Below are 20864 nucleotides of genomic sequence, written 5' to 3' on the forward strand. Positions count from 1 at the left end.
AAGGAGCGTATCGAAGAGGGAGGAATTACGCACATATGTAAAACGGTATCGGTCACAAAAGCTCTTTTTAGCACGCAACCATGCTGTCAAAACTGCGGAAAGACGGATCATTTCTATCATCTTCCGGATCTCCAGCAATTATTTTCAACCCAATTTATAACTCGCAAGTTCAATCCCAGTTTATCTTTGGAATACTGAGCCACAATTCCGTAAAAAATGGAATTGGTCCCCCGCGATTGGTTTTGAGCGAATTCCAGAGTCGGTATGCTTAGGTGCTGACGTCAATATTCGCGACTTACGTTTGAAGGAAACAGATATGAAACCGTTTCGGGAAGCAGTGATTCTCGTTTTGTTTATAGCCTCGATTACAGGCTGCTCCCAGAAATCGGCAGAGAAACCACCTGCTGCAGATAAAACTTCTGAGGTCACAACATCAAAAACACCTGCCCAAGAGGAAATCCCTGAGAAAGAAGTCAAGCTGGCCGCGTCGTTGAAAGCAGCGGGCGCCAAACTGAAGCGGGACAAAGCCGGTTATGTGATCGAAGTCGATTTCCGAGGAACTCAGATTGATGATGCCGCGCTGAAGGAAATTGCGGAGTTATCACACCTGCGGTCTCTGCTCTTGAACGAAACGGGAATTACCGACGCCGGTCTGGAGCCGGTCGGAAAGATCGCCACGCTGGAAAATCTGGATCTGCGAAACTGTTCTTTGAACAACAAAGCCCTTTCTCATCTGACCGGTCTTTCGAAACTCAAAGCGCTGCGGCTGTCCGGGAATTCAGACATCGACGATGAGGCGATGGCTGATATCAATCAGTTGACCAGCCTGAAAGCCTTAATGCTCGATTTCCTCTGGGTCAGCGGCGATGGCCTGGCTCAGTTGAAAGACCTGAATCAGCTCGAAGAGTTGTATCTGGCAAAAACTCTGGTGGACGATGAGGGCCTGGCGCTGCTGGCTCAATTTCCTAAATTGAAGAAAACCCGTCTCTCCCAGAATCAGATTTCCAACGAAGGTCTGGAATCGCTGACGAAGATTCCTCAACTTGAAGAACTGGACCTGAGCGAAAACAGTCTGCTTTCCGATGACGGGATGAAACATCTTTCCGGACTGGGCGAATTGAAAAAGCTGAATCTGTGGCGTGTCGGCCTGTCCGATGCCGGCGTGGAACCTCTCAAGGGACTGACAAAACTGGAGTGGCTCAACCTGGATAACACACGGTTAAGCAACGCCGCTCTCAAGTATCTGAAAGACATGAATCAGCTCGAATTTCTGCACCTGGGATCGACGGCCGTCTCTGACGCCGGCTTGCCCGATCTGGAAGGCCTGACAAGCCTGAAAGACCTGAAACTGACGCGCACTGCCGTCACGGAAAAAGGAGTGGCTGAGCTGCAAAAGAAGCTGCCGAACACGGACATTCAGCTGAAGTACATCGAAGGCCAGTAAAAATAAAAAAAGTCCGGCTCACTCTGCATTCGAGGAGCCGGACCAGATTTCAGGTAACTCCAGCAGACTAAGAAACTTCCCAGCCGGCACGGTACTCTTTGGTGATGTACTGGTCGGCTGCGGGACAGTTCGTAGCCTTCAGATTAGCCGCATCCCATTCGAGCGGCGATTTCGCACGATAAGCGACATTGCCCAGCAGGACCGCTTCCGTCAGTGCGCCAGAGTAATCAAAGTTGCAAGTGGTCGGTGAACCATCTTTGCAGGCCTTGATCCACTCGGCGTGATGGCCGATCGAATTGGGAATGCTCGCTTTCGGAGGAGTGAAGTCGGCAAATTTTTCCTTGGGGAACAATTTGTAACTGCCATAGTTCGCAAACATACTTCCTTCAGTTCCCACAAACATGACTCCGCTGCCGGGAACGCGTTCGCCGGCCACTTTTTTCGGAATCATATTCCCGTCGTACCAGGTCAATTTAACAGGCACCAGATCGCCTCGTTTGGGAAATTGATAACGAACGGTTAACCCATGCGGACAGGCTTCAGGATGCACTTCCGGACCTTCTGCTTCGCAGTGTGTGGGATGCCGCAGATCGAGAGCCCAGAAAGGAAGATCCATGTAATGGCACGCCATGTCGCCCAGGGTTCCCTGACCGAACTGCCACCAGCGACGCCATTGTGCCGGGTGATAACGGCCTTCGGCGAACGGACGAACGGGTGCTGGCCCGAGCCATAAATCCCAATTCAGATTCTTCGGCGGTTGCTGAGTTTCGGAAGGCAGATCACTGCCGCCCCAGCCTTTACCCACCCAGACATGAACTTCATTGATGTCACCCAGAACTCCCGCCTGAACAATTTCCACAACGCGACGGTAATTATCACTGGCGTGGATTTGCGTTCCTAATTGTGTGGCAACGCCGTGCTTCTTTGCTTCCTGAGCAATCAGGCGTGCTTCCTGAACGGTGTGCGTGAGTGGTTTTTCACAGTAAACATGCAGGCCTTTCCGAATCGCCCGAATCGACGCAGGAGCGTGCTGATGGTCGGTCGTACCAATCACAACGGCATCGATCTTGCCATCTTCGCTTTCGAGCATCTCACGATAGTCGGCATACAAACGGGCATTGGGAAAACTGGCCGAAGCACGGTCGAGATAATTACTGTCCACGTCCACGAGGGCGACAATATTTTCCCCTTTGACGCCATCCACGTCGGCGGCAGCCCGGTTGGCGGTACCAATGCAGGCGATATTCAGCTTTTCATTTGCTGATTTGGAGGCAGCAGGGGCAAGCCCGGTCCACATTCCGGTAGAAATGGCGGCTGCTCCCGCGGTGGTCGACTTAAGAAAGTCGCGACGGCTGAAGTTTGAATTCTTTGACATTAATCATTCCCATGAAAAAAGGCGGTGTGATTATGAATTTACGATCTGTGATCAATTTGAATCAGAAACGAATCTACGATTGCCCTGCAATTCCTACGTCTTCTCTTCCGTTCTGCTGGAATTTTGTAAAGAAGAAACGACAGAAACCAGCGGCACAGCGCGCAGCCTGACCTTAATTAAATCTTCCTTATTTATGGTAAGTTGAACGACCGTCTATGACCATTCCAGATCGCGTTACTTTTGCAGATTCTTTCAGAAAGAACGGAACCTGAACGCTTGCCTGATTCGGCCTGGAAAAAGGAAAACCGCTATTTCTACTGAGAATCAGCACCAGACTCCGATTTCGTGATCGAGAGCATCGTCGGCCCTCTTTCAATGCTGCCTTCCACGACTTTGACGTCAATCGTCTGATCCCCCTGATGCAAGGTCACATGCTTAAAGACATGCTCTGTACGATCGGCGGGCACTTCAGCATGGAACAGGTCACTGCCGCCAGCCACAGTCAGGCTGGCTGGGGAATCAGCCTGTTGTTTAGTGAATTGCACTTTGATGTCATAAGCGCCTGTCTGCTCAACGGTGACCAGCCATTTCCCGCGTGCGTCACGTGTCCAGCCTTTGCCTTTCGGACCTGCGTACCGCCAGTCCTGACGGGTTAAAACGGTCATCGGTTCTTTCGCATTGCCGATATGAATCCGTGGCGGGTCATAATTATCAGGACGTGTTGAACTGACGTCTGCAAACCACGTGTCATATTGACGCGTCAGATCTTTGGCCAGCGCTGATTTTTCACCGGCGAGATCTTTCCTTTCGCGCGGGTCGTTCGCGAGATGATACAGCTTCCCCGGTTCACTCTCTTTTGAAAACGTCATCTTATAATCTTGAGTCACAATCGCCGCGTTCGTCCGTGGCGTGGGTTGATCGCCGCGATGCCATTGCAGGAACAGAGCACGGTCGGGCCAGTTTTCCACTTTATTTTTCAGCAGAGGCAGAATATTCACGCCATCCAGTTGTAACGTTTGCGGTTTCTCGACTCCCGTCGCTGCGAGGATGGTGGGAAAAAGATCATAGTGAGCGGCGATCCGGTCATTGACTGTGCCCGCCTTGAGTTGTGCGGGCCAGTGTGCGAGCAGCGGCGACCGAATCCCCCCTTCGTTCACGCTGCCTTTCGTGCCCCGATGCGAACCGACAAAACGGGGACCGTTGGGACCGTTGTCATTCAGAAACAGCACCAGCGTATTTTCATAAGCGCCGATTTTTTTCAGATGCTGAAACAATTTGCCGATATTCTGATCAATATTTTCGATCATTGAGAAGATACGCGAAGTATCGTCGAACAGCTTCTCGTTTTTTCGCCTGTTGTTCAAATCAAAACCGTAGGCGTCGGTCAGATCCATCGCTTTATACTTTTCCCGCAGGTCTTCAGGCACATCGTGAAACGGCCCGTGCGGTGCGTTGGTGGCAAGATAAATAAACGTTGGCTTCTGCTGAGATTCATTCTGTTCGATAAATTTCATCGCATGCTCAAAATAAACGTCGGTGCAATAACCCTTCATCTGCTTTTGTTCGCCGTTATGAAACAGGACCGGATCCGTATATTGATTCGCGCCTTCCGGCGGATCGCTGGGTTGCCCGATGCCTCCGCCACGATGCACGAGCACTTCCTGAAACCCCTGATCCTGCGGACGCAGGGGATAAGAATCGCCCAGATGCCACTTCCCAAAGATCCCCGTTGCATAACCGGCGGGCGCTAACGCTTCGGCGATGGTCACTTCTTCCGGCTCCATCATCGCGCGACCAAGATAGGTATCAATGGCGCGCGTACGATAGTTGTAGCGGCCCGTCATCAGATTCGCGCGGGTGGGCGTACAGACCGGGCTGACATAAAACCGGCTCAAGCGCGCACCGCCGGCCGCCATCGCGTCCAGGTTGGGAGTGTTGAGGATTTTATTCCCCATGAACCCGTAATCCCAGCCCCCCTGGTCGTCGGTCATAATCAGAATGACATTCGTGTGCTTCGCGGCCCTGGCTTCATTTGACAGACTCCCGAAGAAAAGGAAAACGAACGCAGTTTCCAGCAGGCAGAATGATTTGAAGTAGGTCATGATGTCTGATCCGGAGGCAAGGATTGAAAAACGGTAACCCGTAATAAATGACGAAACTTAAGATCATCCGCAACGGGAGATTTAAAACTCCCTCTGCGGCATGTTATAATCTCAGTCTATGCATTTGGCAGGGCGACTGCAAACGGATTCATGAATTGTCGGCCAAAAAGAAACACCGTCAGCGATCTTAAAGAGAAACAGTACAAGGAACGGACATGAGACGACGTCAGATTCCAGTCACACTTTTATGCATCGTATTTGTTACGGCTCACCTTCAACCGATCCAGGCCCAGGAAAACGAGACGGACTATAAAACGATTCCTGATATCGCTTATCGGCCCGCCGACGTGCCAGAACAAACAGATTATATGCGCGAGCGGTGCAAGCTCGATCTCTATTATCCGACAACCATCAAAAACTTTCCGACGGTCGTCTGGTTTCATGGAGGGGGATTAAAAGGGGGCAGTAAAAAAATTCCGGCGGAATTGATGAATCAGGGAATCGCGATTGTCGCCGTGAATTATCGGTTGTTTCCCAAAGCAAAAAAGCCCGCTTATCTCGAAGACGCGGCAGCGGCTGTCGCCTGGACGTTTCAGCATATCTCTGAATACGGCGGCAATCCCGATCTGATCTTTGTGGCAGGTCATTCCGCCGGCGGTTATCTCACCAGTATGATCGGCCTGGATCGGCGCTGGCTGGTCCCTTATCAAATTGATCCCAACCAGATTGCCGGTTTGATTCCCTACAGCGGACATTGCATCACCCACATGACGGTGCGGGAAGAAATGGGAATTGAGCAAGATCAACCTGTCATTGACGACATGGCGCCTCTGTTCCACGCCAGGAAAGACGCACCGCCAATCCTGCTGATCACCGGCGATCGGAACCTGGAGTTCCCGACACGCTACGAAGAAAACGCCTACATGCACAGCCTGCTGAAAGTGGTCGGGCACAAACAGGTTCAACTAATGGAACTGCAGGGCTTTACTCACGGCTCAATGCTCAAGCCGGGGCATTTTCTGCTACTGGAAGAAATCAAACGCATCGTATCAGACAAGAAAAAAACGGACTCTCAAAAATAATCATCGCTGCGTCCTGAGGCGCAGTGCGTTTCCTATCACCGAAATCGAACTGAAACTCATGGCGGCCGCCGCGATCATCGGGCTCAGCAGTATCCCGAAGAAGGGATACAGAATCCCGGCGGCGATGGGAATCCCCAGCGCGTTATAACCAAAGGCGAACAACAGATTCTGGTGGATATTGCGCATCACCAGACGACTCAGATAAATCGACTCGGCGACGCCTCTCAAATCACCTTTGACCAGCGTGACCTCGGCACTTTCAATTGCCACATCGGTGCCCGTGCCCATTGCGATCCCCACGTCGGCTTCTGCCAGTGCGGGTGCATCATTGATTCCGTCACCCGCCATTGCGACCATATGTCCTGCTTTACGCAAGGCTTTGATTTTTTCGTATTTATCCTGGGGTTTGACACCCGCTTCCACTTCATCAATATTTAATGAAGCCGCCACCGCTTTGGCTGTTTTTTCGTTGTCGCCCGTTAACATCACAATCTTGAGCCCCAGTTCATGCAGCTTCTTGATTGCCTGAGCCGTCGTTTCCTTAATCGGATCGGAAACCGCCAGAAGGCCCGCCAGCGTGCCGGCAACGGCGACAAAAATCACTCCCTGCCCTTGTTCCTGCAGTGTGGTCGCCTGCGTCATGAGTTCGTCACTGATGGCGATCGACTGTTCTTTCAGAAAGGTAGCGCTGCCGATCAGGATCTGTTTTTCATTAACCACTCCCGTCACACCAGCGCCGGTCACGGAATCAAAGTCACTCACGTCAGACAGCGTCAGGTCCCGGTCTTTCGCAGCCACGACAACCGCCTGCGAGAGCGGATGCTCGCTGTGCTGCTCTACGGAAGCCGCCAGCTGGAGCAGATCATTCTCGCTGAGTGTCCCCGCCGTGATACATCCCGTGAGTCTCGGTTTCCCTTCGGTCAGTGTGCCTGTTTTGTCGACGATCAGTGTATCGACTTTTTCCAGTGTCTCTAATACTTCGGCATTTTTAATCAGGATGCCGCTTTTCGCGCCGAGTCCGACACCAACCATGATCGACATCGGCGTGGCCAGTCCCAGCGCACAAGGGCAGGCGATAATCAGCACCGCCACCGCGTTGATCAAGGCATAAGCAAAACGGGGTTCCGGTCCCAGCCAGCTCCAAAGGATAAATGTAACGACGGAAATTGCCAGAACGGTGGGCACAAACCGCGCCGCAATGGTATCGACGACGCGTTGAATGGGAGCGCGACTGCGTTGCGCGCTGGAAACCATTTGAATGATTTGCGACAGCAGGGTATCGCTGCCCACTTTCTCCGCCTGCATCAGAAAAGAGCCGGTCTGATTGACGGTGCCCCCAATGACTTCATCCCCCTCCCCTTTCGAGACCGGCACTGGTTCGCCGGTGATCATTGACTCATCGATCAGGCTCTTGCCTTCATGAACTTTTCCGTCCACAGGAATTTTTTCTCCCGGACGAACACGCAACAGATAACCTGCCTGCACTTCTTCCAGCGGAATCTCCCGTTCTGCGCCATTTTCGACAAGATGTGCCGTGGGTGGTGCGAGCGACAGCAGTTCCTGAATCGCACTATTGGTTCGTTTGCGCGCCCTCAGTTCCAGCATCTGCCCCAGCAGAACCAGCACCGTAATCACCACCGCCGCCTCGAAGTAAAGTTCAATTGTGCCTTCGTGCAGAAATGAGGCGGGGAAGATCCCGGGAAATAACAACGCGACAATACTGTAGAGGTAAGCGGTTCCCGTTCCGATACCAATCAGGGTAAACATATTCAGGTTCATACTGAGAATGGAACGGTAAGCGCGTTCGTATAAAGGCCACCCGGCCCAAAATACGACCGGTGTGCTGAGCAGGAATTGAATCCAGCCTGAGACTTTGACGGGTATCCAATGATGAATCGGGAGGCCTGTCATCGGCAGCATCGCCAGTAGAAAAACCGGCAAACCCAATGCCAACCCGACCCAGAAACGGCGGGCCATGAGTTCATACTCGGCAACCTCTTCAGGCGAGTCCTCTTTTAGAGGCATGATCGGTTCCAGGTCCATGCCGCAGATCGGACAGCTTCCCGGGCCTACCTGTTCAATCTCCGGATGCATGGGGCAGGAATAAATCGTGCCCGCCGGCGCAGCAACAGCTGTTTTTTCATGTGCCTGATGCCCTGCGTGACCATCACCATGACAGCACGAAGACTTTTGCTCTGGTTTCTGCGCTGGCTTCTGTGCCGGCGATTTTTCTTCCGCGGCGTGTTGTGCCAGAAATTTGTCGCGGCAGCTTTGACTGCAAAAATACCAGATCTGATTATCCACGGTTTCCTGTAGCGCAGTGGACTCGTCTACTTCCATGTGACAAATCGGATCAATTGCAGTCATGTTGCTCCTGCTTCCTGTTGAATGGGTGGTTCACTGATCGAGTTTTGATTGCTCTTTCTCAATCATTTTTTCTTTCCAGCTGGATGCGCTTCCGGAACCAAATACTTTTATGCCGTGAAAAAGAACTCCTGCTCCCCAACCGCATAAAGGCCAGACAAACCAGTATTTCTCCGGGGAACGAGTCAGGTTTAACGTAATTAGACCGGCATTCACCACCACATAAACACCGGCATGAATCATAAAACCGATTTTTTTTTCGACCCGGTCTTTGGCCTGTGCGTAGTTTTTTTGATTCTTAGCCATAACGGTTTCTCCAGTCTCGTTAAAGATTTATACCGCAGTCCTGTCTAAAAAAACAGCTTAGATTTCGTAATACGTACTCGAAACCAGCGCCTGGTGTGGAACGGGATCGGACGCTGGCCTCAGAGCAAGCGAAGAAATTGCAATTGCCATGCCAGTCAGTTTCCAGCCTGGTTTCATGGGAGATAAACTCTTCGAAACCAGACACTTTTCCAGGGCACCCTGATTTCAGATCACACTTGTTTAAAGAGCACAACTAAAAAAACGGTTGCTCAGCCCGCAGAATGAAGGCTCAGCAACCGTTGAAAACTCATGGAGACATGTGATCTGTTTCAGTTCTGAGAGAGATCCAGCGGCAGGGTAATTTCGGTTGTCTTGCTCCCGTCAGCGGTCTGAATGGGAATTTTCCAGTGCGCGGAATGTTGTTTACACAAGCCTCCGACACCATCGCGACAGTAGCCGAAACGCAGATTCAGCAGCCAGGTACCTGTCTGATTTTTTAAGGCGGGCAGTTCCAGAACGAGCTGATTCCCTTCTACGGTCCCCTTCCCTTTCAATAACGTTTCCGGAGTCCCCGTGTCTGACTGGAATGTAAACTTCACCGGTGCCAGCGGGGACAGTTTATATTCCACAGGCAGTTTGGGAGTGATGCTGATTTTCAGCGGACTGTTGGCGGCAACCGTTTGCGCGGAAACATTCAGGGTCTGATCTGCCGCTGCGGCAAAACTGTCGTCCGCTTTTTCCGGAAGACTGGGGAGAGTTAATCCCTGCACTTTGAATTCCGTGACCTGATTATCCTGCAAATTCACGACGCAGATGCGGTGATTGTTCGTATCGGCGATAAAGAGTCGATCCCCGACTAATGCCAGGCCCGATGGTTCGGAAAACTCAATCGGATTGAAGGAATTACCATCTTTGCCTGTTCCCAGAAACGTTTTGACTTCGTTGGTTTTTAAATCGATCGATTTAATTTTGTGATTATATGTATCGGCCACCAGCAGACGGCCTTTGTTGTACAAGACTCCCAGAGGATGTTGCAGCCGTGCCTGATCGCCAATACCGTCCTTGTCGCCAAATTCAAACAGCGAGCGTCCCCCTTCGAGATCGGAGGTTCCTGCGATCGTAGTCACATTATTTTTCTTCGTATCAACCTTCCGCACCGCGGAGCCTTCACTGTCCACGACGTAGAATACATCGCCGTCCACGGTGATGTCCGATGTCTGCGCGAATGCAGATGCTTCCAGTGGACCGTTGGTGATATCTTCGCGGCCTGAACCGGCATAAACGCCGATCTCGTCGGACCCCAGTTTGTGCGACCAGATCTGATGCGGCCCCGCCATGCAGATATAAAGCACACCGTCGATCTCTGCCAGTGCCCACGGACTGTTCAACGCCGACTCTTTCAGTTTGCCTCCCGCAGAACGAAAGCGCGCCTGCTGACCAGTTCCCGCGAGCGTTGAAACCTGTTTCTTGTCGAGATCAATCGTGCGGAGCATGTGGTTTTCGGTATCTGCCACATACAGTATATTTCCCACGAGAGCCATACCCTGCGGATGATCAAACGAAGCCGTTTTATAATCGCCGTCTTTTTTACCAATCTGGCCTGAGCCGATGACGTCGATCAGTTTTCCATCCAGCGAAGCAACAATAATCCGGTTATGATTACTGTCGGAAATATACAGGCGCTGATTCGGTTCATCGGCCAGCAGTTTGCCGGGGAACTTCAAAGGGGTCTGTTTTAATTTGGCAGACTCCAGTTCAAATCGGACGGGCGTTTCATCGAGTGTTCCCTTGGCGCGGTGATAAGCGATGACCCGCTCCAGAACCTTGTCGAGAATTTCCCGATTCCCTTCTCCGGACAAATGCCCGCAGTAATTCCCTTCCGGATCAATCAGCACCATCGAAGGCCAGGCCCGGACGCCGAACTTCCTCCAGACTGTCATATCCGAATCGTTAATCACCGGGTGTTTGATTTCATAACGTTGAATCGCACGGCGGATATTGTCGGTCTCTTTTTCATTTTCGAACTTGGCGGAATGACAGCCAATCACGACCAGTTCGTTCGGATATTTTTTTTCCAGATATGCCAGGTCGGGCAGCACGTGCATACAATTGATGCAGCAGTAGGTCCAGAAATCGATGAGGACCACTTTTCCCCGCAGGTCTTTGAGTGTGATTTCACCCGAAGAGTTCAACCATTCTTTCCCGCCATCCAGGCTGGGAGCCTTCGGACGATTCGGAAACGGATTTTTCTCAATCAAGTCCGTTTTCTCTTCGGCAGTTTTTTCTGCAGGTTTTGTGTCTTTCGTCGGCGTTTTTTCATCCGCAAACGCCGGCGCTAAGCGGAGCGTCATACCAGTCACCAGTAAAACAGTGAGGGCCACAACGAAATGAAATCGATTCAGAACAACTTGCTTTCCGGGCATACCAGATTCTCCGCGTATTTCGGTTGGCGATTTGAGGCAGGATTATTATTGATCTTTTGTCTCTCTGAAAGAGCACCCATCTATTGTAGGCCGTTCTGATTTCAGGGGAACAGTTCCAGAGTCGGAAATTCCGAAAACCAATCAAGATTCATTGATGAATACGTTTAAAGTGGAGCCGCTTTAACAGCTGATCACAGGCGATTATTCGTGCCGTAATGCTTCAATCGGATCCAGCTTCGCTGCCGAGATGGCCGGATAAATGCCGGAAATAATTCCGATCGTTACCGAAATGCCGAATGCGACAGGCAGACTCCAGAAGGCAATCTGCGGCTGCAAGTCAAAGAACATGCGACCGACGTCAGAGCCCACGATGTTACCTTCCATCACGAAATTTTGGACGAACCATTGAATTCCCAGGAAGGTAATCGGCGTGAGTAATCCGAACACAACGCCAATCAATCCCCCCGAACCAGCCAGCACGATGGTCTCAGTCAGAAACTGTTCAATAATGTCTCCCTGGCGGGCTCCCAGCGCGCGACGTACGCCGATTTCCCTGGTTCGTTCCGTGACCGTCGCCAGCATGATATTCATAATTCCGATCCCGCCCACCACCAGACTGATCGCGGCGATCGATCCCAGCACGACATTGAAGATCATGCGAATCTGCTCGGCCTGTTTCAGTAACTCCAAAGGTACCACAACCGCATAATCCTTGGTGCGCGGATGAGACTGTTCCAGGGTTTCTCGAATGGCCTCAGCAGTTGACAGTACGGCGTCTTTATCGTTCACACGCAGCGTAATCTGATTCAGTTCAATATGCTCGGCCGTCATGCTGCCCGCCTGATTTTTGATATCAAGATCCCCTTCGCGGACCTGAAGCGTCTTGATGGGAACATAAACGTCTTTGTTGTAATCCTGCCCGGACAGGCTGCCTCCGATGGCCGCTGATGCGGTACGATCTTTCGTGACGCCGACAACCGTATAATACATGGAACCGATGCGAACCGATTTTCCCACCGGGTCTTCGTAGCGGAATAAACTGTTGGCAACTTCATTGGCAATCACCGCCACGTTCAATAGCTTTTCCTGATCACTGCCAGTCAGAAACCGACCCTGCGTTAAATGCAGATGATTCATATCCAGATAATCAGCAGTACAACCCACGACGCGCGCATTCATGGCATCTTTCAGATAGCGAACTTCTCTGTTGATTTCGCGTATCGGCACAGCGTTTGTGATGGTGGGTAACGTTTTCGTTAATAGTTTAAAGTCTGATCGCAGCAAACCATATTGCAGAACGCGACTGTTGGCGGACGATTGTGCGACTTCGTTCGGGGGTTTTACACTCCGAACGATCACATTGGTCGCCCCCAGTTCTAACACCTGTCTTTGTGCCTGCGCGCTGGCGCCTTCACCGATCGCCAGCATGGCAATGACGGAGAACACACCGAACACAATACCCAGCATCGTCAGGCCGGACCGCAGCTTATGCAGCAATAAGCTTTTTAATGCGAGTCGAACGATGCGAATGATGCGAGTCATTTCGGTAACCTGGGTGAAACGGAACGAAAATAGAAGGCGGCTGAAATCGGCAGAGTTAACGCGTGGGGAGATATTGTTCCAAGACAGACTCACTTTCGATGAGACCATCTTTCATCATGATTTGACGTTTGGTTTGTTTGGCGATGCCTGGTTCGTGCGTCACCATAATAATAGTACGTCCTTGCGCGTTCAAATTGTGAAGGATATCCATAATTTCGGCTTCAGTCGTGGAATCCAGGTTCCCCGTTGGTTCGTCTGCCAGAATGATCTGGGGATCATTCACCAGCGCACGCGCAATGGAAACGCGCTGCTGCTGTCCGCCGGAGAGCTGAAAAGGGCGATGATCCATACGATCTCCCAGGCCAACCATATTGGCCAGTTCCACGCACCACTCGCGTTCGACGCGTCCAATGGGGGGATAACCGGCTCGATACAGCAGCGGGACTTCAATATTTTCCAGAACCGTATATTGGGAAATCAGATTAAAGGACTGGAAGATAAAACCAATCATATCATTTCGCATCGCCGACAGTTCATCATCATCCAGCGTGGAGACATCTCGGCCGCCCAGAATATACTGACCGCTGGTAGGACGGTCGAGCGCTCCCAGCAGATTGAGCAGTGTACTTTTCCCGCTACCCGATGACCCCATAATGGCTACAAAATCACCTTCCGGGAAGTCTGTCGAGACACCCCGCAATGCTTTCACCACAACAGAGCCCAGATCATAGAATTTGGTGAGGTCGACAACTTGAGCAGCAAGCCTCATGGTCGACTTTCTCCCGCAGGCCGGGGGCCTCCTGCGCCTCCTGATGGTGGTTTCCGATTCTTGAGTTCTTCCGCATCAAGAAATCCGTCCTTGTTGGCATCCAGAGTGTCAAAAATTTCCTGCATGCGCTCGGGGGCTTCCTCTTTGGAAACTTTCCCGTCGGCGTCTTTATCCAGGCGTTTCAGGAAAGCGGCAGGGTCACCGCCGCCGCCAGCCGGCTTTTTCTTTTCAGCTGCCTGACCGGCTGGTTTATCGCCTCCTCCCGGAGTGGTTTTTGGTGCGGAACCCGCTTCAGATTGATCGCCGCCATTAACGCCAGCCTCTTTTTTCTTTTCGATAGCCAATTGTTCTTCCAGATCGATCAACTCATCTGCAAAGTGAGTCCGGGGATTCAAGATCACCTCGTCACCCTTTTTGACGCCATCCAGGATTTCGATCATCGTATCGCCGGCTTGACCGATCTTGATTTCTCTTTGCTCGGTCGTGCCATCAGAATTCAGTACGAAAATGTAGCGGTGGTCTCCGATGGTAATCACCGATTGAACCGGAACCTGCAAAACGTTATCGCGCGATTCGATCAGGATTTCGATCTCGGCAGTCAAACCCGGCTTGAGTTTTGTAATATCAGCGCCGTTTGGATGGATCTTGATTGTCGCTTTGTATTCCTTAAGATCGGGACGCATCCAGTTGGAGGAAATGGGAACCGAGGAGACGACATCCACTTCTCCAATATAGAGCTGTTCGGGGAACGCATCCACACGAATATTCACCCGCAGTCCCTGTTGAATCATGCTGATTTTGGACTCGTGAATTCTGGCATCGACTTTCATCTGCGTGAAATCTGGCAATTGAATAATGGCCTGACGTTCCCGGACTTCTGTCCCTTCTTCGATCACATCTTCGCCACTACTGCGACGGCCACTGCCCTGATTCGCATAAACGACCTGCCCGTTCTGTGGCGCAACCATTTTACAGACCAGGATCTGTTCCCGCATCCGCTCCAGTTCACTCTTCTCTACTTCGTATGTCAACTGGCTGGCATTGAGTTTGGCATCAAACTGAGCTAACGTGGCAACCCCTTTGCGTTCCACCCGTTCCAGATTCCGTTCTTTTTCCTTAACATCTGCTTCCAGCTCAATCAGCTTGCGATTCTGAACGTATTCTTTTTCGACTTTGAGATCTTCTTTCGCAATCTCCAGATCAATTTCTGCTTTCACCACATTGATGCGGTCTGCTTCCACGTCGTTCTGGCTTTTATATCCCTTCTTGGCGATGCGTTTCGAGAACTCAAAGTTCTCTTCAGCACGCTGCAGGTCTTCACGGGACTTCGTGATCGCGCCCTCTTTGACGTTCAGGTCGCGCTGTGATTCTCCCTCTTTAAACTTATTCAGATCGAGTCTGGCCAGTTTCAATGCGAGTTCGGCTGCCGAGTTGTCGCTGTCATTCTGGGTCCGCTGAATGGCGACGTTTTCTTCGGCCTGTTTCAGTTCCGCTTCTGCCTGCGTCACTTGAATCTGCTGCTGCTTTTCTTTATCGACCAGTAAGGCGGAATCGAGTTCACAGACCAGATCACCGGCTTTGACCATCGTGCCTTCCGGCACGATGCTGATAATGGTGGTAAAACCTTTGACTTTGTTGGTGAGCGTAACATTATTCAAGCTGTCCAACTGGCCGCGCTCGGTCACCGTCACACGGAATGGTCCCTGGGTCGCTTTGTCGGTGATATAAGTCGTATTTTTCTTAGCCCCGGAAGCAAACACAGAAAACAGCGGCGTTCGTAACGCCGGAACGATCAGTACCGTGATTCCCAATGCAATGACTGCGAAAAACAGCAGCTTTGTTTTGCTAGGGAGCCTGCGGCGTGGCTTCACTTTCTGTGGCGAGTGCGTTGAGTTCTCCTGCGGGTCGGAAGACAACCTGTCTGATTGTTTCTTCTGCAGTGTCTCTTGTTTCAGTTGTTCCTGGGGGGGATTGGCGGTGCTCATTGGTGGGCCTGGTTCTTCCCGCGCGGTGTTGATAGAAATCGTCTTTCCAAATGCCATTTTCATCTATCTCCATAATACCCATATCTCGATAGATGTTAAGTCGGTTTTGTTCATAATTTACCCAGTTACCGATTAAACCGTTTTGCGCTTCCAGGACTGCTGTTAACGCATTTAACAAATTTAACCCCTGATTTCGACCGGCCTGGGCGGGGTCTGAAGTTGCTTCAACGGCATTATCATACTGTAAAGCTGCTAAACGGATCTGAACTCGAGACGTCTCGAAATTCTGACGTAAAACAGACAATTGACGCCAACTTCGGCGGATTTCAAACTTGGCATCATCTTCTGCTGCCATGAAATCACGTCGTTGCCGCTGATAATCGATTTGAGACTCCCGATACGCATTTCGCTGCTGTACAATTGATAACGGAGCCGTAAATTCCACACCAGCCCGGAATCCAGCCTGACTACCGCGAAAGTCTAAAGGCTTATTTTTCCCAAGCGGAGTGCTTACGTCTCCATCTACTACGACATTTAACACCGCTTCGAGAGCATTAGACCGCACTTCCATCAATCTTCGTGCATCCATGACCATCCCACGCTGGTTCATCAGATCTAGCCGATTGGAAAGACCAATCCGTACTACCTCAGAAATATCCATCGTAAATGGTTCCAGGGTAATAAGTTCGACACGCAGTCCGATCTCGATTACCTGCATTCCCTGAGAGGCTCTCAGCATGTCTTCCCGCAGATTTGCCATCTCGAGAATTATTTTCTTTTTTTGGTCATTGGTCAGTTTATCTTCACTCAAAAAGCTCTGCAGCCCTGCCAGGCGGCTTTCGATGTTCTGCATTTCCTTACGAATGATAGAATACAATCGTATATCATTCAGGGTACTCTGGCGGACCCGCTGCCGATCCTCTTCCGACTGGAAACGACGCTGGCGTAATGCCAGAAGTGACTCCGTCACACCTTCGTTATTTTCTCCCAGCAGTAACTCCACATTTTTGATGTCCTGCTCCAAAGTCGCCAAGGCATCCGTTCTGAGTTTGGCCAGGAGTAGTTGCAAACCTGACACCACTTCTTTTATTTCTGCTTTTGTGGGTGGCACCAGATTCGGATTTTCCCAGTCCTCGACATACACCTTCGCCCAGACTTCAACATAGTCATAGATCTCCTGTTCAATCTGCGGCAAAAGCGGATCGATCAATTCAAATGGTTTCAATAATGAATCATCGATGCTCATCGGCATATTGGGAGGCAGCCCCATAAAGATTTTGAAGATTCCCAGCGAATCCTGATACTGTCGCTCAAATGTTCGTAGACGATTGATCGACTGAGCCAGACGGGTTTCCAGCTGTGCCACATCCAGTGTCACGACTTCTGTTCGAATACGTTGAATCAATTCACTGACTGTTGACTGATAGTTCTCTTCGTCGCTTAATGCCAGCAGACGTTTTTCCTGTTCTTCCGTCATCTCCCCTTTCCAGGAAAGCAGACGCGATTCGTCATCGAACTCAAGTTTGTCAACGAGTTCCGGCGGAAGAATCCAGTTCGCAGGCAGCTGATCCAGACGTTCCGATTGCACCTTTGGTTTCTGTGAAGAAAGCGCCCGCAAAATTTCGACCTGACGTTCGAGCCGTTTGATGTTACCCCGTTCGTTGTTGATAATCTGAAGCTGCTGGAGTAACTCTAAAAAGCCAGTGGCGCCTGCTACCGTTTCCGTAAAAAATATTTTTCGAAACCGCGCCAGGATTCGCGTCTGGTACAGCACGTTGCGTTCATCCTGTGTCAGGTTATTCAACACGATCTTTCGACCGGCGCCTAACAACAGGGGTTGAACCAGCGAATAAGAGAGCACACTGACCGAACTGGTCTGATTGGAACCGGAAAATAACCAGAGGGTATTATTGGCTAATTCTACCGCCCATTGTGCCCCCGTCGGCAGCACCTGATTCACGCCCATGCGACTGGCCAGATCAAGCTCCTGTGTTCCATTCGCCAGACGACGACGATTAATCTCAGCCTGCGGGTTCTGTCCACCCACGCCGAGATAACGGACATCAAACTGAAAACGGCCAAAGGTTAAATCCAAGGCTGCCAGAAACAGATTTTCAATCTGAAACTGATATTCCCGACTATTAATGTTGGCAATGTCAATCGATTCACGCAACGTCACATCTTCCAGCGCAGGCAGTTCGACGCCGTCCAGTGCATTACCGGAAGCGGCAATTTCCGCACTCAACTCGGGATTGATGCCATACTGCACAAGCCAGTCGGGATTTTCGATACTGAGTGACTGACCTAATTTATGCCAGCTTTTATAACCCTTCTTACACTGCAGCCAATGCATATAAACATTCGCAGCAGGATCGTCCGGCGGCAGCGGCTCATGGTTCGGATTATAAGGATCGTAGAATCGGCTGCGCGGGTCGGGTTCCACATCGAAGCGGGGGACCTGCCATGCGGGATCATTCGCATTTTCAGCGAGAATTTCATAAGTATCCGAATTCGCCTGGTCAAACCAGAACGTAGGAGAGCAGCCAGTGTGAATCGCGACCATCACTACGCTCAGAGCGACCGTAAGACATGGTTTGAGAATGTCACAAAATGAGAATATTTTTGTGTCTCTCATGAAAGAGAATCCGCTATAGAATTGGACTGGAAGCCTGGAATGAAAAAACTGATGTTAAACAAAAACATTACGCAGCCGGAAAACCCTGATAGGGATACGTACTGGAAACATCTAGAAACGTTTTGACGGTTTCACGTTGAGAACGCTGGATATAAGCCGACTTCAACAATGACTGCAGAATGCTGGTCAATTGACGCCGTTGATCTGAATTCAATGCAGATAACAGACGATGAGAAACCGTACCATGATACGCTTTGACCTGCTCCAGCAGGCGCTCTCCCTGATCGGTTACCTGCAGCACCCGCTTGCGACGGTCTTTCTGTGACTGCCGACGAATCACCAGCTGATCACTTTCCATACGCTCAATCAGCGTACAGATATTCGATTCGGATTGCCCCAGTTTTCGCGCCAGTTCCGATTGAGAACATCCCGTTTCGCGAACCGCACCAATCACCTTTAATGCCGAGTAGCGAACTTCATTAATTTCCAGATGTGCAAAAGTGTTGTTCAGAGCCGCTCTGACTAAATGGGCCGTCCGAATCAAAAGATCGATCTGTTCGACGCATTCATTATTCTGTAACAATCTCCAGTCCGCCGGACCCTTTGGAGATTCTGAATGGGGTTTGCTATCCTGTTCCATACACACCAGCCTCAAACTTGCATTTAAAAATAAATTTCGTTCTGAAATTGACGTCACTACAACCTGAGCACAGAAGTTTTCCTCTAATACTATTTCGGACATGAAGTATTAGTATCTGAAGGAGTTATCGGCATAACCGTCAAAGTTTTACATAAGGAAATTTTTATTTTAGGTTGCACTTCCGCAGGAAAGCGTGAACAATCAGAGGAACTTCAAATGAATGACCATTTCAAAACCCCCTTCGGGAGCAAGCTTTATATGAAACGGACCGCACTCATCCGCTGTAACCTGAACCACATCTCAGTCGCCCTGTTTTATCTATTCCTATCATTCATCCCACTCACCTCGGTTTACGCAGAATCAAAACCGAATGTCATCGTGATTTATGCGGACGATCTGGGCTATGGCGATTTAGCCTGCTTCGGTCATCCCACCATCAAAACCCCTCATCTGGATCAGATGGCAGCCGAAGGGATGAAATTCACGCAATTTTATTCCGCAGCCCCGGTTTGTACGCCCAGTCGGGCGGCGCTGTTAACGGGCCGTTATCCAATTCGTTCGGGAATGTGTAGTGATAAGCGTCGCGTGCTGTTCCCCGATTCCGGTGGCGGCATTCCCGCCAGTGAAATCACTCTGGCAGAAGCGTTAAAGGAAACGGGATACAAAACGGCCTGTGTGGGGAAATGGCATCTCGGTCATCTGCCGCAGTTTCTGCCCACCAGCAACGGCTTCGATTCTTATTACGGCATCCCGTATTCCAACGACATGGATCGTGTGGCAGAGGGCAAACTGGGACGCGCGATTTTTCTGAAACCCGAAGTGAAATACTGGAACGTGCCTCTGATGCGCGATACCAATGTCATCGAACGTCCTGCCGACCAGACAACCATTACCAGACGCTACACGGAAGAAGCCGTCAAGTTCATCAAGGAAAATCAGAAGCAGCCTTTCTATCTGTATCTGGCCCACAGCATGCCGCATGTGCCTTTATTCCGTTCGAAAGAATTTGAAGATAAAAGCCTGCGCGGTTTATACGGCGATGTGATTGAAGAGATTGACTGGAGCGTCGGGCAAGTTCTGCAGGAACTCCGAGATCAGGGGCTTGACCAGAATACGATCGTCTGGTTCTCCAGTGATAACGGCCCGTGGCTGATTTTCAACCAGCAGGGAGGTTCTGCCGGTTTATTGCGGGATGGCAAAGGCAGCACCTGGGAGGGGGGAATGCGTGAACCGACACTTGCCTGGTGGCCGGGACATATTCCCTCCGGTTCGGTTTCACAGGAACTGGGCAGCACGATGGATATCTTTACGACGTCCATTAAACTGGCTGGCGGCACAGTTCCCACAGATCGTGTGATTGATGGTGTGGACCTGACTCCGGTTTTAACGGAGACCGATCATAGCCCGCGAAATGAAATGGCCTATTATCGGGGAACGAAGCTGATGGCGTACCGTAAAGGCCCCTGGAAAGCACACTTCATTACCAAACCCGCGTATGGTAAAGAGCCTTTTCAGGAACACAAGCCCCCGGTGTTATATCACCTTGAGCACGATCCCTCTGAAATGTATGATGTCGCCAAGGATCATCCGGCAGTGATACAGGAACTGTCAGCAGCAGCCGAAAAGCATCAGAAAACAGTCAAACCTGTTCCCTCGCAATTGGAAATTCCGCTCGCGAAATAATTCGGTTGGGGATGAATACGTCAGGAAAACGCGGTTCACCAGTAACAGGTATAACGTGGCCCGTCGGCATCTTTGCCAATCCGAAAATGGCTTGCCGAAAGCGTTTTTTCATGTTCCAGTCGCGAACAGAAACTGATCCATGCTTCGTTGAATCGGGGTAACTCACTGGAATTCAAATCAGCCCCTGATTCTGGCAGACGAGAGTATGCATCGTGAATCAGCGTGATCGCAACCAAAGCCATATGCTCGTCATAACCGGGTTGAGACAGCACCAGTTCCAATGCCTGTGCCGCATGATTGCAGTACAGAAAATTCGCCTCACGCAGACACTGTGATGCCATGCGCTCGACAAATTCCAGCAGACAGTCAGTGCCTCTCTGATTGAGAAGAAAATCGGACCGGGTTTCACTTTTCAGCGCAAATAAAATTTGTTGATGGAGTTCAGAATCGATCTCACAGGGAATCGGCATTCTGCCATATCCATCCGGAGCAGCAGACTCAATCACTCTGACTG

At 50.7% G+C, this 20864-nt stretch carries 14 protein-coding genes; 3 read left to right on the plus strand and 11 right to left on the minus strand.

Features of this window, described 5'->3' with window-relative positions; genetic code table 11:
- Positions 1-316: 316 nt before the first annotated feature.
- Entirely contained in the window at positions 317-1444 is a 1128-nt protein-coding gene (locus Q0294_RS12340) for a hypothetical protein (protein ID WP_299465544.1), read from the plus strand.
- A 67-nt stretch (positions 1445-1511) separates the two neighbouring features.
- Here Q0294_RS12340 and Q0294_RS12345 read toward each other — a convergent pair whose 3' ends face one another.
- Together Q0294_RS12345 and Q0294_RS12350 are read right to left on the minus strand one after the other, a co-directional pair.
- Positions 1512-2819, minus strand: a complete 1308-nt coding sequence (locus Q0294_RS12345) for a Gfo/Idh/MocA family oxidoreductase (RefSeq protein WP_299465547.1) — start codon at positions 2817-2819, stop codon at positions 1512-1514.
- Positions 2820-3133: 314 nt separating this feature from the next.
- Positions 3134-4921, minus strand: coding sequence for an arylsulfatase (locus tag Q0294_RS12350; RefSeq protein WP_299465550.1), 1788 nt, complete (start codon positions 4919-4921; stop codon positions 3134-3136).
- Between the two features lie 215 nt (positions 4922-5136).
- Here Q0294_RS12350 and Q0294_RS12355 point away from each other — a divergent pair, with 215 nt between their 5' ends.
- On the plus strand, positions 5137-6003 hold the full coding sequence (locus Q0294_RS12355) for an alpha/beta hydrolase (protein ID WP_299465553.1): 867 nt from the start codon (positions 5137-5139) through the stop codon (positions 6001-6003).
- Here Q0294_RS12355 and Q0294_RS12360 read toward each other — a convergent pair whose 3' ends face one another.
- The 8 genes from Q0294_RS12360 to Q0294_RS12395 all read right to left on the minus strand — a co-directional run bounded on the left by Q0294_RS12360 (position 6004) and on the right by Q0294_RS12395 (position 18610).
- Positions 6004-8370, minus strand: coding sequence for a heavy metal translocating P-type ATPase (locus Q0294_RS12360; protein WP_299465556.1), 2367 nt, complete (start codon positions 8368-8370; stop codon positions 6004-6006).
- A gap of 30 nt (positions 8371-8400) precedes the next feature.
- Positions 8401-8673: a 2TM domain-containing protein gene (locus Q0294_RS12365; RefSeq protein WP_299465559.1), complete on the minus strand. Its 273-nt coding sequence runs from the start codon at positions 8671-8673 to the stop codon at positions 8401-8403.
- A gap of 329 nt (positions 8674-9002) precedes the next feature.
- Positions 9003-11096 carry a thioredoxin-like domain-containing protein gene (locus Q0294_RS12370; RefSeq protein WP_299465562.1) on the minus strand — a complete coding sequence of 698 codons (2094 nt, stop codon included), beginning with the start codon at positions 11094-11096 and terminating at the stop codon, positions 9003-9005.
- Positions 11097-11297: 201 nt separating this feature from the next.
- Positions 11298-12638: an ABC transporter permease gene (locus tag Q0294_RS12375; protein WP_299465565.1), complete on the minus strand. Its 1341-nt coding sequence runs from the start codon at positions 12636-12638 to the stop codon at positions 11298-11300.
- Between the two features lie 55 nt (positions 12639-12693).
- Positions 12694-13407 (minus strand): ABC transporter ATP-binding protein, encoded by a 714-nt coding sequence (locus tag Q0294_RS12380; protein ID WP_299465568.1) that lies wholly within the window; start codon positions 13405-13407, stop codon positions 12694-12696.
- A complete protein-coding gene (locus Q0294_RS12385; protein WP_299465571.1) occupies positions 13404-15278 on the minus strand; it encodes an HlyD family efflux transporter periplasmic adaptor subunit in 1875 nt (624 codons plus the stop codon). Before Q0294_RS12385 ends, Q0294_RS12380 begins: the two co-directional genes overlap by 4 nt.
- A complete protein-coding gene (locus Q0294_RS12390; protein WP_299465574.1) occupies positions 15253-18027 on the minus strand; it encodes a TolC family protein in 2775 nt (924 codons plus the stop codon). The genes Q0294_RS12385 and Q0294_RS12390 overlap by 26 nt, the downstream gene beginning before the upstream one ends.
- Positions 18028-18094: 67 nt before the next feature.
- Entirely contained in the window at positions 18095-18610 is a 516-nt protein-coding gene (locus tag Q0294_RS12395; RefSeq protein ID WP_299465577.1) for a MarR family transcriptional regulator, read from the minus strand.
- 273 nt (positions 18611-18883) lie between these two features.
- Here Q0294_RS12395 and Q0294_RS12400 point away from each other — a divergent pair, with 273 nt between their 5' ends.
- A complete protein-coding gene (locus Q0294_RS12400) occupies positions 18884-20350 on the plus strand; it encodes a sulfatase (protein WP_299465580.1) in 1467 nt (488 codons plus the stop codon).
- A 35-nt stretch (positions 20351-20385) separates the two neighbouring features.
- On the opposite strand, the gene Q0294_RS12405 is transcribed toward Q0294_RS12400, so the two are convergent.
- Positions 20386-20864, minus strand: a 479-nt coding sequence (locus Q0294_RS12405; protein WP_299465583.1) for a hypothetical protein, incomplete at its 5' end; no start/stop codon positions are given.

The organism is uncultured Gimesia sp. (assembly GCF_937919775.1).
In the GTDB taxonomy this organism is placed as follows: Bacteria; Planctomycetota; Planctomycetia; order Planctomycetales; family Planctomycetaceae; genus Gimesia.

Excerpts from the sequence above, each read along its gene's own strand:
- Q0294_RS12340 (WP_299465544.1), top strand. The coding sequence starts at position 317 with ATGAAACCGTTTCGGGAAGCAGTGATTCTCGTTTTGTTTATAGCCTCG.
- Q0294_RS12345 (WP_299465547.1), bottom strand. The coding sequence starts at position 2,819 with ATGTCAAAGAATTCAAACTTCAGCCGTCGCGACTTTCTTAAGTCGACC.
- Q0294_RS12350 (WP_299465550.1), bottom strand. The coding sequence starts at position 4,921 with ATGACCTACTTCAAATCATTCTGCCTGCTGGAAACTGCGTTCGTTTTC.
- Q0294_RS12355 (WP_299465553.1), top strand. The coding sequence starts at position 5,137 with ATGAGACGACGTCAGATTCCAGTCACACTTTTATGCATCGTATTTGTT.
- Q0294_RS12360 (WP_299465556.1), bottom strand. The coding sequence starts at position 8,370 with ATGACTGCAATTGATCCGATTTGTCACATGGAAGTAGACGAGTCCACT.
- Q0294_RS12365 (WP_299465559.1), bottom strand. The coding sequence starts at position 8,673 with ATGGCTAAGAATCAAAAAAACTACGCACAGGCCAAAGACCGGGTCGAA.
- Q0294_RS12370 (WP_299465562.1), bottom strand. The coding sequence starts at position 11,096 with ATGCCCGGAAAGCAAGTTGTTCTGAATCGATTTCATTTCGTTGTGGCC.
- Q0294_RS12375 (WP_299465565.1), bottom strand. The coding sequence starts at position 12,638 with ATGACTCGCATCATTCGCATCGTTCGACTCGCATTAAAAAGCTTATTG.
- Q0294_RS12380 (WP_299465568.1), bottom strand. The coding sequence starts at position 13,407 with ATGAGGCTTGCTGCTCAAGTTGTCGACCTCACCAAATTCTATGATCTG.
- Q0294_RS12390 (WP_299465574.1), bottom strand. The coding sequence starts at position 18,027 with ATGAGAGACACAAAAATATTCTCATTTTGTGACATTCTCAAACCATGT.
- Q0294_RS12400 (WP_299465580.1), top strand. The coding sequence starts at position 18,884 with ATGAATGACCATTTCAAAACCCCCTTCGGGAGCAAGCTTTATATGAAA.